The 14,481-nt window shown below is 68.7% G+C and carries 18 protein-coding genes; 13 read left to right on the top strand and 5 right to left on the bottom strand.

Annotated elements, in window-relative coordinates; genetic code table 11:
* Positions 1–45: 45 nt before the first annotated feature.
* From sctV to ACZLZQ_RS07480, 5 genes are all read right to left on the bottom strand, one after another.
* Complete coding sequence (gene sctV / locus ACZLZQ_RS07460) at positions 46–2,214, bottom strand: type III secretion system export apparatus subunit SctV (protein ID WP_472949214.1); 2,169 nt, start codon at positions 2,212–2,214, stop codon at positions 46–48.
* 5 nt (positions 2,215–2,219) lie between these two features.
* Positions 2,220–2,555: a tetratricopeptide repeat protein gene (locus ACZLZQ_RS07465; protein WP_472948809.1), complete on the bottom strand. Its 336-nt coding sequence runs from the start codon at positions 2,553–2,555 to the stop codon at positions 2,220–2,222.
* Complete coding sequence (locus tag ACZLZQ_RS07470; RefSeq protein WP_472933646.1) at positions 2,552–2,923, bottom strand: hypothetical protein; 372 nt, start codon at positions 2,921–2,923, stop codon at positions 2,552–2,554. The genes ACZLZQ_RS07465 and ACZLZQ_RS07470 overlap by 4 nt, the downstream gene beginning before the upstream one ends.
* Before the next feature lie 34 nt (positions 2,924–2,957).
* Positions 2,958–3,902 (bottom strand): SctD/MshK family protein, encoded by a 945-nt coding sequence (locus ACZLZQ_RS07475; protein WP_472948810.1) that lies wholly within the window; start codon positions 3,900–3,902, stop codon positions 2,958–2,960.
* Positions 3,903–4,058: 156 nt separating this feature from the next.
* Positions 4,059–4,223, bottom strand: coding sequence for a hypothetical protein (locus tag ACZLZQ_RS07480; RefSeq protein ID WP_472933644.1), 165 nt, complete (start codon positions 4,221–4,223; stop codon positions 4,059–4,061).
* A 364-nt stretch (positions 4,224–4,587) separates the two neighbouring features.
* Here ACZLZQ_RS07480 and ACZLZQ_RS07485 point away from each other — a divergent pair, with 364 nt between their 5' ends.
* The 13 genes from ACZLZQ_RS07485 (at position 4,588) to ACZLZQ_RS07545 (ending at position 14,406) form a co-directional block, all read left to right on the top strand.
* Positions 4,588–5,232 (top strand): secretin N-terminal domain-containing protein, encoded by a 645-nt coding sequence (locus ACZLZQ_RS07485; RefSeq protein WP_472948811.1) that lies wholly within the window; start codon positions 4,588–4,590, stop codon positions 5,230–5,232.
* A 167-nt stretch (positions 5,233–5,399) separates the two neighbouring features.
* Complete coding sequence (locus ACZLZQ_RS07490) at positions 5,400–5,615, top strand: hypothetical protein (protein WP_472948812.1); 216 nt, start codon at positions 5,400–5,402, stop codon at positions 5,613–5,615.
* Positions 5,616–5,757: 142 nt separating this feature from the next.
* Complete coding sequence (locus ACZLZQ_RS07495; RefSeq protein WP_472948813.1) at positions 5,758–6,201, top strand: hypothetical protein; 444 nt, start codon at positions 5,758–5,760, stop codon at positions 6,199–6,201.
* 44 nt (positions 6,202–6,245) lie between these two features.
* Positions 6,246–7,022, top strand: coding sequence for a type III secretion system inner membrane ring lipoprotein SctJ (gene sctJ / locus ACZLZQ_RS07500; protein ID WP_472948814.1), 777 nt, complete (start codon positions 6,246–6,248; stop codon positions 7,020–7,022).
* A gap of 2 nt (positions 7,023–7,024) precedes the next feature.
* Positions 7,025–7,699, top strand: a complete 675-nt coding sequence (locus ACZLZQ_RS07505; RefSeq protein WP_472948815.1) for a hypothetical protein — start codon at positions 7,025–7,027, stop codon at positions 7,697–7,699.
* Positions 7,696–8,277, top strand: a complete 582-nt coding sequence (gene sctL / locus ACZLZQ_RS07510; protein WP_472948816.1) for a type III secretion system stator protein SctL — start codon at positions 7,696–7,698, stop codon at positions 8,275–8,277. The genes ACZLZQ_RS07505 and sctL overlap by 4 nt, the downstream gene beginning before the upstream one ends.
* Entirely contained in the window at positions 8,274–9,608 is a 1,335-nt protein-coding gene (locus ACZLZQ_RS07515; protein ID WP_472948817.1) for a FliI/YscN family ATPase, read from the top strand. The genes sctL and ACZLZQ_RS07515 overlap by 4 nt, the downstream gene beginning before the upstream one ends.
* Entirely contained in the window at positions 9,605–10,090 is a 486-nt protein-coding gene (locus ACZLZQ_RS07520) for a hypothetical protein (protein WP_472948818.1), read from the top strand. Before ACZLZQ_RS07515 ends, ACZLZQ_RS07520 begins: the two co-directional genes overlap by 4 nt.
* Positions 10,090–11,148: a type III secretion system cytoplasmic ring protein SctQ gene (sctQ, locus tag ACZLZQ_RS07525; RefSeq protein WP_472948819.1), complete on the top strand. Its 1,059-nt coding sequence runs from the start codon at positions 10,090–10,092 to the stop codon at positions 11,146–11,148. The genes ACZLZQ_RS07520 and sctQ overlap by 1 nt, the downstream gene beginning before the upstream one ends.
* Entirely contained in the window at positions 11,141–11,797 is a 657-nt protein-coding gene (gene sctR, locus ACZLZQ_RS07530) for a type III secretion system export apparatus subunit SctR (protein ID WP_472948820.1), read from the top strand. Before sctQ ends, sctR begins: the two co-directional genes overlap by 8 nt.
* A gap of 4 nt (positions 11,798–11,801) precedes the next feature.
* Positions 11,802–12,071 (top strand): EscS/YscS/HrcS family type III secretion system export apparatus protein, encoded by a 270-nt coding sequence (locus tag ACZLZQ_RS07535; RefSeq protein WP_472933633.1) that lies wholly within the window; start codon positions 11,802–11,804, stop codon positions 12,069–12,071.
* 8 nt (positions 12,072–12,079) lie between these two features.
* Positions 12,080–12,904 (top strand): type III secretion system export apparatus subunit SctT, encoded by an 825-nt coding sequence (gene sctT, locus ACZLZQ_RS07540; RefSeq protein ID WP_472948821.1) that lies wholly within the window; start codon positions 12,080–12,082, stop codon positions 12,902–12,904.
* Positions 12,901–14,406: a hypothetical protein gene (locus ACZLZQ_RS07545; protein WP_472948822.1), complete on the top strand. Its 1,506-nt coding sequence runs from the start codon at positions 12,901–12,903 to the stop codon at positions 14,404–14,406. The genes sctT and ACZLZQ_RS07545 overlap by 4 nt, the downstream gene beginning before the upstream one ends.
* Positions 14,407–14,481: the final 75 nt, after the last annotated feature.

Here is a 14,481-nt window from a genome sequence, read left to right on the forward strand (position 1 = left end):
TTCTTGGTGGACCGGCCGAGCACCACCGACACCCGCCAGCTTGGCTCAAGCTGTCTTTTCGACGAGCGGCGTCGCTTCTCGGTCGGGGGTACGGTTCTGTCCAATCGGCCGCTGCCGGCGGCTGTTGCCGTCGGTCGGCAGGCTGATCGAGGCGAGGGCCTGCACGCTGAATTCCGGTGCGATCTCCTGGTAGGAGAGAACGGGGATATCGATGTCGTTGCGGATCAGAAGGTTGCGCAGCACGCGGCGGATCTCCATCGACACGACGACGGTCGGGGACGCCTCCGGTCCGGCGGCATCGATCTCCCGCCGGAGCTGTGTGATGATCGAGCGCGAGGCGTCCTCCGGGAGCGCCAGGAGCAAGCCGACCCCGGTCTGCTTCATCGCGCCGCGCACCAGATCCTCGGTGCTTCGCGCCAGCACATAGGCGGTCAGCACCCGGTTCATCTCGGCATAGCGGTGGCAGATCTGGCGCCCGAGCGAAGCGCGCACCCTTTCGGTGAGCACCGTGGTGTCGCCCTCGCGCGGCGCCCATTCGACCAGCGCCTCCAGCACCGCGCGCAGGTTGCGGACGGGGACGTCCTCCTCCACCAGCCGCCGGAGGATGTCGGAGAGCTTTTGCAGCGGGACGACGCGCACGGCTTCCTTGACCAGCTCGGCGTAGTCGCCTTCCATCTCCGTCAGGAGTTCGCGGGTTTCCTGGATGCCGACGAAATGCGCGGCGTAGCGGCGCAGCGTCTGCCCGCAGCATTCGCCGAGCGTGCCCGCGGTGTCGACATAGCCGATGCCGGCCTCCCGCATCGCTCCCGCATGCTCGCCGTCGATCCAGACCGAGCGGCGACGTCGGAGCAAAGGCGGGCCGTTGCGGAACGGGATCTGCAGCAGCTCCAGATGCATCGGGTCGTCGTACAGCATCAGGCCGCCGGCCGGCAGTTCGCCCTCCATCACCGGCACGCCCTCGAGGTCGATGCGGAACCGGTCGGGCGCCATCGCCCGGTCGAGCCGCATCTCCACGGCCGGCACTTCTACGCCGAGATCGGCATTCAGCGCTTGCCGGGCATGGTCCGCCTCGGCGCGGAAACGCTCGGCGGGGATCGCCTCGAACAGGCCGGCGCCGACAAAGGCGATGACCCGGTGGCGGGTCTGTCCGCCCGAGAGAATGACGGTCTCCGCCTCGATCTCGTCTTCGGCCGCAGTCGAAGTTGCCGGGACCAGAGCCGTCACGGGCAGCCGCGTGCGCATCTTGCTGCGGTGCATGCGCCAGGCGAAGCCGCCGAGAATGGCGGCGAGCGCAAAGAACACCAGCATCGGGAAGCCGGGAACGAAGCCGGTCATGAAGAGGATCACCGCCGCCAGCGCCAGCGCCTTCTCGTTGGCGCCAAGTTGGCGCACGATCTCGCTGCCGAGATCGCCCTCGACGTCGGAGGCGACGCGCGTCACCACCGTGCCGGCGGCGATGGCGATCAGGAGGGCCGGGATCTGGGCGATCAGTCCGTCGCCGACGGTGAGCAGCGAATAGGTGTGGGCAGCGTCGGCGAAGGTCATGCCGCGCTGCATGATGCCGATCAGCAAGCCGCCGATCAGGTTGACGAAGACGATGACGAGGCCGGCGATGGCATCGCCCTTCACGAACTTCATGGCGCCGTCCATGGCGCCGTAGAGCTGGCTTTCGCGCTCCAGCCGCGAGCGGCGGCGTCTCGCCTCGGCCTGCTCGATGTCGCCATTGCGCAGGTCGTTGTCGATGCTCATCTGCTTGCCCGGCATGGCGTCCAGCGTGAAGCGGGCGGCGACCTCGGCGACGCGCTCGGCGCCCTTGGTGATCACGATGAACTGCGCCGTGGTGATGATCAGGAAGATCACCAGACCGACCACGACCTCGCCGCCGATGACGAAGTCGCCGAAGGTCGCGACGATCTGGCCGGCATCGGCATGCAAGAGGATCAGCCGCGTCGTGGTGATCGACAGCGCCAGGCGAAACAGCGTGCCGAGAAGGATGATCGGCGGCAAGGCGGAGAATTCGACGGGATGGCTGACGTAGAAGGCGACGATCAGCGTCAGCAGGCTGAGGGCGATGTTGATGGCGATCAGCACGTCGACCATCGCCGTCGGCAGCGGGATGACCATCATCACCACCGACAGCATCATGAAGATGGCGACGACGACGTCTGACCGCTGCGCGGCAAGACGCGCCAGCCAGCTCAGCCGTCCGAGCATTCCGGTCAAGGCAGCCTCCGCAGTTCGACATAGTCCTTGAAGCAGCCGCGGGCTTCGACCGGCCGGCCGGCGACGAAGAGGGCGCGGGCCCGCAGCAACATGGCCGCCGGCGCCATGCCGCCTTCCAGCACCGCCAGCCGGTCGATCGCCACCAGCGCGCGCTCGCCCGCGCCATTAGCGACGAAGGCGGCCGCCAGCGTGCGCAGGACGCCGGGGTGGTCGGGCTCGATCCGGTAGGCGATCAGCAGGAAGATCAGCGCGCGGCTTTCCTGGCCGTTGCGCATGTAGAGATAGCCCAGCGAATGCAGGAGCTCCGCCGCGGCGGCGTCGGGCGTGGTCAAGACAGGTCGGCCTCTTTCATCCGCTCCTCGATTTCGCGGCGCCGGGCGATCTCCTCCTCGAGCACGGCTCCGGCAAGGGCGGAGATTTCCTCGTCCGCGCCGAGGCGCGGCAGGACGACGTCGACGACGTGGGCGAGGAGGTCGAGCGAGCGCCCGGCATTGAAGATGCCGGGATCGACGATCTCCGGCATGACCAGCTGCTCGATCTCCTCGCGCAGCGACGTCTGCCGGGCCGGCGCCCGGCGGCCGCGCAGCATGACCTCGAAGGCCTCGATCTGGACGCGTGTCGCCGGATCGGCCTTGCGGCCGGCATCGACGAGGGCGCGGTCGAGCCGTTGCCGTTCGATCGGGCGAGCGATGTCGCTCATTCGGCCGGTCCGGCGGAGGAGGAGATGGCGTGCCTCATAGCGTCAGGGCGAACTCTTCGCCGCCGCGCGTGAGCAGGATATGGCCCTTCCGGATCGACTTGATCGCCCAGCCGTCCCGCAGCGCGGCGCCGGGATAGCGGCGCTCGCCCTTGGCATCGATGACATAGGGGTCCTTGCCGAACCATACGGCCTGGAAGTCGAACTGCGGCGCCTTGGCGATCGCGGCAGCGCCTACCGTGCTGGTCAGGACGTAGCGCTGTCCGAGCTGGCCGTCGAACCAGCGCTGGACGCCTTCCCAGGCGGTGCGACCTGCGGGCGGCAGCGCGCCACTGACCTGGAAGTGTCGGCCATCCTGCAGCACCTTGAGCTGCCCGAGCCCCGCGGCTTCGATCTTCTGCTGCAACAGCGTGGCGACATCGGCGTCGCTCGGCGTAAAGGCTGCGGCGGCCGGCGCCGGTCCGAGAGAGGCGCGCAGGTCGGCTGCCGGCGGCGGCGGCTCGGTCATCGTCGCCGCCTCGGGCGCCGTCAGGATATTGGCTTGCACCGCGACGATCGGTACGACCACGAGGGTCAGCAACCCGATCCAGGTGAGCAGCCGGCGCACGACGGGGGCGGAAAGACGGGCCTGGCCGATGCTGATGCGGGCGGCGCCGAGACCGATCTCCGCCGGCAGCGATGCCTTGCAGCCCTGGCCGCGGCGAAGCAGCACGCCGCCCTTCACCATGACGTCGCCGCCGACGGCGTCGATGGCGACGGTCTTTCCATAGAAGCGAAGCCGGACATGGTCGTCGGCAACCGCGTCGTCGGCAAGAATGAGGTCTGAATTGCGCGAGTGGCCGATCGTGCAGCTGCTGCCGTCGATGGGAACCCTGACGCCGCTGTGGACGCCGGCGATCACCTGCAGCACCGGTCCGGCGAAAGCATCGGGTTCGCGAAGGGCAAGCGGCATGCGCGAGGGGGAGGTGAGGGTCGAAGACATGGTGAAAAGGACCTCGCTTCGCGCGGACGGCTTCGACGACAGGGCGGTTCGCGGAAGACGGGCAGGCGCTGTCGAAAGCCGCGGACCGAAAGGCCGGCGACGGGAACGCAGACAGGCAGGAAAGACGCGGGCGCCGAACGCCCGCGTCTCAAGGTTTTAGTTCTGCGGACGCTGCTTGGTGGCGTCGAGCTCGGTCTTCTTCTCGGTGGTCACCTTGGTGATTTCGGCCGACTTCATGATGGCCGAGTCGAAAGCGTCGGTCATGGCTTTGATCGCCGAGTCAGCACCGGTGGAGGTGGAAACTGCAGGGGTGTTGGACATGGTTCGGCTCCAGAATTGACTGTTGGTCGCAATCCGCCCTCCCGAAGCGGAGACGGTTGCTATCGTCGGTCCGCACGTTTTCGGCGCCGTCGATGGCCCCAAATTGTACGATCAACTGAATAAATCAACGACTAATTTATGAAATCTGAGATTGTCTATGCAGATAATCGTCATAAACCTGTAACAAAAACTTCACAAAACATACGCTCGTTTGGATTGCAAATAAATATACAGAACATGCTGGACTTGTACTGATCCTATTGGATAGGTTCCGGCGCAAATCGGCATTGGCAAGAGCGTTTGGTTGGTAATGGTAGCAAGCAATAGTCTTCGACTGAGCGGCTTGCTGGTCGTAAGGCACGGTGTGCCCAACAGCGCGTCGGCACCGCTTGCTCGCCGGCGGGTGCAAGGCGCCCTGCGCCATCTCCTGGCCATCGCCGTTCTCGGTCTGGCGCTGCCGGCCGCTGCCGAAACCGCCTGGTTCGACAAGCCCTATGGTTACGTCGTCATCGACCAGGACGTGCGCGCGGCGCTGACCGAGTTCGGGCGCAACCTGCACTTGCCGGTAGTGATGTCCGATGCGGTCAAGGGGCGGATCCGAGGCGAGGTCAGCGCGGAGAAGGCGGGTCCGTTTCTCGACCGGCTGGCGGCTGCCAATGGCTTGACCTGGTATTTCGATGGCGCCGTCCTGAACGTCAGCGCCGAGTCCGAGTTCGCGACGCGCGTCCTCAACACCGGGCGGCTGGGCAGCAAGGCGGTTGCCGCCGAGATGCGCCAGCTCGGGCTGTTCGACGAACGCTTCACCCTTCGCGCCTCGCCCGACGGCCGCGTCCTCACGGTGTCGGGGCCGCCGGCCTACGTCGCGGCGGTCGATCAGCTGGTCCAGCGGATGCAGCCGCCGCCGATGGTCGCCGGTGACGATCCGCGGGTGCGGGTGTTTCGCGGCGGTATGGCCACCGAAGTGGTGGCGGCGCCCGGTGCCGCAGCTTCTGCGCCGCCACCGCGATAGCCGGCGCCGAGACGGCGCGGCCGGACTGGCTGCGCCAACCAAGCGTCGGGGGCAAAGGCTCCGGGCGTCGTTCGAACGAAGACCTCGACTAACGAACACTTTGAACCACAAAGCCTTCGAACCACGAAGACTTTGAACCACGAAGACTTTGAACAAGGAGAAGACCCATGGCCATCTCGCCTATTTCCGGTTCCGATTCCGTTGCTGCGACGGCCGGGCCGAATGAAGCCAAGTTCAATGCCGCCGTCGAGACCGCCGAGGGCGGCATGACGCCTGAACTGCTCGATACCATGGTCACGGGCGCGATCACCGTCGGCGGCCAGATGATCATCATGCCGCAGGCGAACGAGATCCTGAAGGAAGCGATGGCCGACGACGAATAGGGCGCCGCCCGTCCGCCAGGACGCGGACAAAGCGTCTTGTCTCTGCGGGCCCTGAAGCATCCTTCTGCGACCGGGTGCGACCACCCCTCGCGGAAGGCCCCCGCTGCCGCCCGTTTCACCGCACTTGCCTGGAGGATGCGTCATGACCCCGACAGTTCCCGCCGCTGGAATCGCGCCCGCCCCGCCGGCCGCCCCGGACATGGTGCCGCAGGCATCGCAGAATCTGTTCGAGCACATTGCTGCCAATGCCCGCGGACTGCCGGAGGGGGCCAATCCCAGCCAGCTCGGCCAGGACATCATGCAGCACCTGCAAGGCTTCTTCGAGCGCTCCTCGAACTTTGCCGAACGCGCCGGCAAGCTGGTCCAGGGCGCGCCGGAGGCCTCGCGCAGCGGCCAGTTCGCCAGCCTCGGCCCCCAGCCTGTCGCCGATGCCGGCTCTGGCAAGCCGGGCGTCGACGGCCAGCAGATGTCGCGGGTGGTCGAGTCGCTCAGCATGATGTTCGACCATTCGATCGAAACGCAGATGGTGGTGCGCGGCGCCACCCAGGTCTCGGGCGCGGCGAACACGCTCCTGCGCGGCCAATGAGACCTCGGCCCACCCGCGCGCCCCGGCCCGAAACCGGTCCGGGCGTGCTGCGCCATTTCGGCAAGGCGGCGGCGATCCTTGCCGCCGCGCTTTTCCTTCAGGCCTGCGACGTCAACCTCTACACCAACCTCGCCGAGCGCGAGGCGAACGGCATGGTCGCGGCACTTCTTCACCGCGGCATCCCGGCGAGCCGCGTGCTGCAGCCGGATGGGCGGATCACCGTGGTCGTCGACGAAGGCCGTCTTGCCGACGCGGTGCAGACGCTGGAGGAGGCGGGCCTGCCCAAGCCGGAATTCGCCTCGATGGGAAAGGTCTTCGAGCGCGATGGCCTGGTCGCCTCGCCCGTCCAGGAGCGCGCGCAGATGATCTACGCCCTGTCCGAGGAGCTCTCGCGCACGGTGTCGGAGATCGACGGCGTGCTCTCGGCCCGGGTGCATGTCGTTCTGCCCGACAACGATCCGCTGCGCCGGGACTCCGCGCCGTCTTCGGCCTCCGTCTTCATTCGCCATGAGGCCAGCCTCGACATCAACCCGCTGATTCCGCAGATCAAGACGCTGGTGGCGAACGGCATTGCCGGGCTGTCCTACGAGAAGGTCTCGGTGATCCCCATCGCTGCCCCGGCGCGGGCGGCGGGCGGCGCCGGCAGCCTGCCGCCGCTGGTGCCGGTGTTCGGGGTCTGGATGCTCGAGGCGAGCGTCGGCCGCGCTGGCTGGATCGTCGGCACGCTGTCTCTTCTAGTGCTCGGCCTTGCCGGCACGCTGTCGGCGTTCGTCTGGCGCCAGCGCCAGCGCCGCACCTATGACCTGGTCCCGCAGAAATGATTTTGGCAGCTATTGCCGCAGCGGATGGGGCGCAGAGCCGCGTGGCCGAGGGGTGGGACGCCTATCTCGCCGAGCCCGTGCGCGATGCCGATCCTCAGCGCTTTGCCGCCTGCTTCCGCGCGCCGGGTCTTTCGCCAACGCTTGAGGCAATGGCGGCCGAGCCGCGGTTCTCGGCGCGGCTGGCGAGCCTGCTTTCGACTCGTCTTGCCGTGTCCGCCCCTGCCGGGGCGATGCCGGTGCCGGTGCAGGCCGACCTCCTCGTCGCCCGCCTCGGACTTGTGGATTTCGAGGCGCTGGCGCTGCCTTGCGGGGCCGTCTTCTGGTCCGGCGCCTTCGTGCGCGAGATCCGCAAGGCCGTGGTCACCGCAATGGCCGAAAGGTTTGGCGAGGCGGCGTTCGACGCCGCCCTGTCGCACCGCGAGCTTGGCGGCAGCCGTCCGGTCCCCGCCGACCTCGATGCCTTGGAAAAGGTGATCCTTGCCGATGGCCGCGCTTGCCTTGCCGCCTGGATCCAGTCGCTGCCCGAGCCGATCGGCCGCCGCGTCCGGCTGAAATGGCCGGATGACGCGGCCGTCCCGGCGACAGCCGATGCGCAGCTCCTGGCGCGCGGCCCCTTGATCGTGCGCCGGGTCGCCGCCGACATCCATGCTGCCGCTTCCGAAAGGGCCGCGTCGTGAACGGATTGCCCGCCCGGCCCGGCGGCAAGATCCTGCGTTCTGCCGAGGCGGCCAGCTGGATCGATGGCTATGCCTTCCGCGACAGCGCGCGGGCCGAAGCGGAGGCGCTGCTGTCGACGACCCGCGACGTCGTGGAGCGCGCGCGCGCCGAGGGTGAGGCCGCCGGCCGCAAGGCCGGCGAGACAGCGGCCGCCGCGCTGCTGATGCAGACCCAGGTCGACGTCGCGAGCTATCTCGCCGGCCTCGAAGGCCGGTTGGCGGACCTTGCGCTGTCGATCGTGCGCCAGGTGCTGGCGAGCTTCGACCAGGCCGAATTCGTCCGGGCGGTCGCCGCAGAGGCGATCGCGGCGTTTCGCGATGCCGAGGAGGTCGTGGTGCGCGTGGCGCCCGGCCTCGCCGCGCCGGTCGAGGCGCTGTTGACGGCGTCGACGGCCGCCGGACCGCGCGTCCGCGTGGAAGCCGATTCGCACCTCTCGGATCTCCAGTGCATCGTCACCAGCCCGGTCGCCAGCATCGACGTCGGGCTCGACGCGCAGCTTGGCGCCATCCGCTCCGCGATGATCGGCGGCGGCGCATGACTTCAGCCCGCTTCGAATTCGATGCGCTGTTGCCGCGCCTCTCCGCGGCTGCGGCGGGCGCTGAGCCGCGGCCGGTCTACGGCCGGGTGCGGCAGATCCGCGGCGTCATCGTTCATGCGAACCTGCCGATGGCTCGGATCGGCGAGCTTTGCTATCTCCGCGACCCCGTCACCGGGCGGCAGGTGCCGGCCGAGGTCATCGGCTTCGAGGACGAGGAGACGATCCTCACCCCGATCGGCGGGCTGGACGGCATGTCGACCAGAGCCGAGGTGATCCCGACCGGCCGCGCCCTCAGCGTTCCCGTCGGCGATGGCCTGCTCGGCCGCGTCATCAGCCCGCTCGGCGCCTTCCTCGATGAGGGGCCGTCCGTCCTCTTGGCCGCTGAGGATTATCCAGTGAATGCCGAGCCGCCTTTGGCGATGCAGCGGGACCTGATCGAGCATCCGCTGCGCCTCGGGGTGCGTGCCATCGACGGGCTGCTCACCGTCGCGCGCGGCCAGCGCGTCGGCATCTTCGGCGAGCCGGGCGTCGGCAAGTCGTCGCTGCTGGCGTCGATCATCGGCGGCACCGAGGCCGACGTCATTGTCGTCGGGCTGATCGGCGAGCGCGGGCGGGAAGTGCGTGAATTCGTCGACGTGCAGCTCGGCGCAGAGGCGCGCCGCAAAGCCGTGACGGTCGTCGCCACCTCGGACCGTCCGGCGATCGAGCGCGTCAAGGCGGCCTATGTCGCCACCGCCATCGCCGAGTATTTCCGCGATCAAGGCCGCCACGTGCTGTTGTTGATGGACAGCGTCACCCGGTTTGCGCGGGCGCAGCGCGAGATCGGCCTTGCCGCTGGCGAACCGCCGACCCGGCGCGGTTTCCCGCCGTCCTTCTTCGCCGCCTTGCCGCGCCTCCTGGAGCGGGCGGGACCCGGCCGCGGCGGCTCGATCACCGCGCTCTACACCGTCCTGACCGAAGGCGAGGGCGGGCTCGACCCCGTCGCCGAGGAGACCAAGGCGATCCTCGACGGCCACATCGTCCTCAGCGCCGAACTCGCCCAGCGCAACCACTTTCCGGCGATCGACGTCCTGAAGAGCCGCAGCCGCCTGATGGACACGGTGGCGGGTGCCGATCACCGGCGCGATGCCGGCCGGGTGCGCGACCTGATGGCGCGCTACCAGGATGTCGAGCTGCTGCTGCGGATCGGCGAATACGCCGCCGGCCATGACGCGCTCGCCGACGAGGCGGTCGCCCGGCATGCCGCCATCGAGGCCTTCCTGCGCCAGGACGCGCGGGACCGCTCGTCCATGCCCGAGACGCTGCGGCGCCTGCAGGGGCTGCTGGCATGATCCGGCGGGCTGATATCGACCGGCTGGTCGCCTTGCGCCGGATGCGCGAGGAGCGGGCCGAGCGCGCCGTCGCGCGCCAGGCGGACGTCTGCCGGAAGACGGCAGGTCTCGTGGCCGTGGCCGACATCGCCCTCGACGACCATGCCACGGCCGCCGAAGCGCGCGAGCGCCTCTTCTTCGAGGCGATCCTCGGGCGGCCAATGCCGCAGACCGCGCTCGGACGCTCGACCGATACGGCGCTGGCCTCCGAGCATCGCCGGACCGAGCTGGAAGCGGCCCGGGCCGCGGTCCTCGCGCTGGCCGTGGCAGCCGACGACATGCTTGGCCAGCTCCAGGCGGAACGCCTCGAGCGGCGACGCGACGCCGACCGTCTTTCGGAAGTCGCACACCACCTTCGCCGGGCCGAGACGCTGCAAGAGGAAGTCCTCGCCGAGCTGTCGGCGGAGGACGACGCCACCTTCCGGCGCAGACGGGAATGCTGATGCTGCCCGAGTTACCCGACCTGCTGCCGGCGCCTTCTTCGCCGGCACGGCACGCCATGCCGACCCTGCCGAGCGTCCTGCCGGAGGCGGTCGCCGTGATCAACCGGCTGAGCCGGACACGCCCGGCGCTGCGCCTGACGGTGCTCGGCCGGCCGGCGACCGTTCGGTTGTCCCTGCTGGGTGCGCCGGATCCCACTGTAATGTCCGTCGCTCTTCGCATCGGCGAGTCGACCGGACGGATCTCTCTGCCGCAGCATCTCGTCGAACGCGTCGAGGCGCAGCTGGTGATCGGGGCGACGCTCCTCGCCGAAGAGCCGGCACAGCGGGCCATCCTGGTCGAGTTTGCCCTTCTGAGTCTTCTCGGGCCGATCGAGCAGAGGCTTGGCCAGCCGATCCGCGTCCTTCCCGAGGATCCGGCCGGGCTCGGCGCCTTGCCGCTGGCCCTCACCGTGACGCTCGGCTTCGAGGACGGCACCAGGACCGCCTGCCGGTTGGAGCTGCCGGTCGACCTCGCGTCACGGCTCGCCGTCGAACTCGACCGGCTGGCGCCGCCGGCATCCCTGGACGTCGCCGCCATTCCGGTGGAACTGGCGCTGTCAGCCGGATGGCAAGATCTCAGCCTGTCCGAGCTCGGCAGCCTGTCGCCGGGCGATGTCGTGATGCTGGAGGGGACCACAACTGAGGCCGTGGTCGGCGGCCGGCTGCGCGGGCAGGTGGATGCCGTCGATGCCCGTTTTCGCCTTCGGACCGCGCTACAGGCGGTTTCTCCTCCCCTCCAGAAAGACCGCGACATGAGCGACAAGGACGACGAGAGCGGGATCGGCGCCCTGCCGGTGCGGCTGGTGATGGAGTTCGGACGGGTCGAGATGACCATCGCGGAACTGCGGGCGCTGGCCGCGGGCAGCCTGTTGCCGCTCTCGCGTCCGGTCGGGGATGCCGTCGACATCGTTGCCCATGGCCGCCGCATCGGCCGCGGCAGCCTCGTGACCATCGGGGAGGGGCTCGGCGTGCGCATCACCCGTCTCGCCGATGATGCCGGTGCCGCACAGGATGAATGAGTTCCAGCCGAACCTCGTCGCCATCATCCTGCTCGTTTCGACGATCGGGCTGCTGCCGCTCGCCGTGGTGACGATGACCGGCTTCCTGAAAATCTCGGTGGTGCTGTTCCTGATCCGCAATGCGCTGGGTATCCAGCAGTCGCCGCCGAACCTGGTGCTCTACGGCATCGCCTTGATCCTCACCGTCTATGTGACGACGCCGCTCGTCGGCAACATGTACCGTGAGCTCGAAAACCGGACGATCGACGTCCAGACCGTCGAGGGCCTCAAGGAGGCGGCCGAGGCGGTGCGCGTGCCGCTGCAGACCTATCTCGCGCGCTTTGCCAACGAACGGGAGCGGGACTTTTTCATCCAGGCGACGGAGACCGTGTGGTCGGAGGAGGCGCGGGCCGAGCTGAAGAGCGACGATCTCCTGGTGCTGATCCCGGCCTTCGTCAGCTCCGAGCTGACGCGCGCCTTCGAGATCGGCTTCCTCCTCTACATCCCCTTCCTGGTGATCGATCTCATCGTTGCCAACGTCCTGATGGCGATGGGCATGATGATGGTCTCGCCAACGCTGATCTCGATCCCGCTGAAGATCTTCCTCTTCGTCGCCATCGAGGGCTGGTCGCGGCTGATGCACGGCCTGATCCTCAGTTACGGCGGGTAGGCGCATGGGACAGGATGTCTTTCTCGCCGAGATGAACCGCGGCCTCCTCACGGTTCTCCTGGTCTCGGCGCCGGCGCTCGGCGTCGCCATCCTCATCGGCGTCAGTGTCGGCCTGCTGCAGGCCCTGACGCAGATCCAGGACCAGACCTTGCCGCAGGCGGTCAAGCTGGTCGCGGTGATGCTGGTGCTGATCTTCCTCGGCCCGCTGCTGGCGAGCCAGGTCGGCAGCATCGCCATCCAGTCCTTCGACAGCTTTCCGGCTCTGACGCGCTAGGGGATGCCGTGAACGCCGCCGTCACCAACGCTTTCCTGGAATTGGCCTACCCGCTGCTGGTGGCCGTTTCCGTCGCGGTGTCGCGGGCGCTGGGCATGGTGATGCTGACGCCGGCCTTCACCCGGCTCGGCCTCACCGGCCTCCTGCGATCGGCGGTGGCGATCGCGATTTCGCTGCCGGTGGTGCCCGCGGTGTTCCAGAGCCTCCAGCTGGCGGGGACGCCGACGAGCCTCAGCCTGACCGGCCTCGTGATCAAGGAAATGGCGGTTGGCGGCGTGATCGGCCTCGCCTTCGGCATTCCGTTCTGGGCGGCCGAGGTGGCCGGCGATCTCGTCGACCTCCAGCGCGGCTCGACCATGGCGCAGCTGGTCGACCCGCTGTCCACCGGCGAATCCAGCATTACCGCAACGCTGCTCAGCCTCTCGCTGATCACCCTCTTCTTCATGTCGGGCGGCTTCCTAATCCTGCTCGACGGCTATTACCGCAGCTATGATCTCTGGCCGGCGACGAGCTTCGTGCCGGTGATCGAGGCGCATTCGGTGATGGCGCTGCTCGGCGTGCTCGACCGCGTGATGCTGATCGGCGTGGTGCTGATCGCGCCGGTCGTCATCGCCATGCTGATCGCCGACTTCATGCTCGCCTATCTCTCGCGCATGGCCCCGCAGTTCCACGTCTTCGACCTGTCCCTGGCGGTGAAAAACCTCCTCTTCTCCTTCCTGATGGTGGTTTATGCGGTCTTCCTGGTGCCGCTGATGCTCGACCGGATCGGCGACCTGAAAGGGACTGTCGGCCTGCTGCAGGGGCTGGCGGGGCCGGAGGCCGCGGCGCCATGATCCCGATCGTCACGGTCATCCGCGATCTTGCGTCGTCCGCTGCAAAGGACGCGTTTCGGCGGGCCTTTGAGGAATGGCAGCGGATCGAGACCCCGCCGGGGGACGCGCCGCCAACGCTCGGGCCCGCCGATCGGGAAGCAACGGCAAAGCCGACCGTCGACCCCCGGGCGGGTTTGCCGGATCGCCGCGATCCCGCCCGCCAGGCCCACTTCCGCCCCTCGGCCGAGACGCCCGAGCGACGGGCCGCCCCGTCCCCCGCGGCCAGCGCGGGGCAGCCAGTCTCCCAGCCTGCAGGACCAGATGCCGGGGCGCATCCGCGGACGTTGTTCGCCACGCGGACCGCAGTAGTCGAGCGGATGCTGGCCGCCGAAAACCCCCACGCCGCCGCGCAGGAACTCTACACCGTCCTGCGAACCCTTCCGCCAGGCCTCGCCGGCGCGTTTGTGGCGGGCGTCCAGCCGCAACTCGCCGCGATCGTCGCGGGTCTCTGCGACAGGTCGGTCGCCGGTGCCCCCAGTTCTGCAGGGATGGCGGTCACCATCGACCTCCCCGCGAGAACAGCGGGTGTTGCGGCCCCGCCGGGGGCGTCTCCGGGCTTCGGTTCCGCCGCGACGACCCGGGCGCTGGCCAATGTCGCGTCGATCCTCGATGCCGGGGCGGGGACTGCCGAGGTCCGGACCTTCGCCCGCGATCTCGGCGCCATCGTGCTGGCCGGCAAGAACGTCAATGATGCCGCCATCTTCTTCGGGCTGGCACAGGCCGTGGCCGTCGGGACCGGGCTGCTCTTGCCTTTGACCCTTGCCGCCCAGCTCGAGGAACGCGGCGACCGGCGCCGGCGCCAGAGCCTGATCGCGCTGCTCGCCGCCAGCATCCGTCGCCTCGGCGGGCGGATCGATGGCGTCGATGCCGACATCCTCGAGATCGCCGGACCGCTGCTGATGGAGTGGACCGGCTGGCGCTCGAAGCTCGACGGCGAGAACCTCACGGCCATGCTCCAGGCCTTTCTCACCGCCTATCCCGACCTGCTCCCGAGCCTTGCAGAGGGGCTGGCCCGCTTCGAGCGCGCCGGCCGGGATGCGGTGCGGGTGCTCGATGATCTCAGCCGGGGACCGCCGGACCCTGAGCTCCGCGACGCCCGCTCCTTGCTCCTCGCCAGCGACGCCGCGCAACGGACGATCGCCGGCAGCCTCGCGGCGCATCGGCACGTCCGGACCTTGGCGCTGCAGCGCGAGGGGGAAAGCGGGCTGACGCTCGAGGCGGTGCAGCTGGTGTTCACCGATATCGGCTTTCCGCCGGATCGCGCCGCTTTTCTCGCCGAACAGGCCTGGCTGACCCAGCCGGAGCTGCCGCTCGGGAGCGGCTGGACAGGGATTGAGAGTCTCGAGGCGATCCGCGGGGGCGGGGAGGCCTTCCAGCGTTTGCTGGCCTATCTCAACGGACGCTTCGTCGTGCCCGCCCGGATCGATCTCGTGGACTTTTCCGACATCGACCCGATCGGCTAGGTTCGCTTCGCCGCACCTGCCTCGGGACGGCGACAGAGGCCGTTCCCGGCCTCCGAGCAGTGTGGAGCTCCTCAG

This window comes from Mesocryomonas lacus (genome assembly GCF_055730105.2).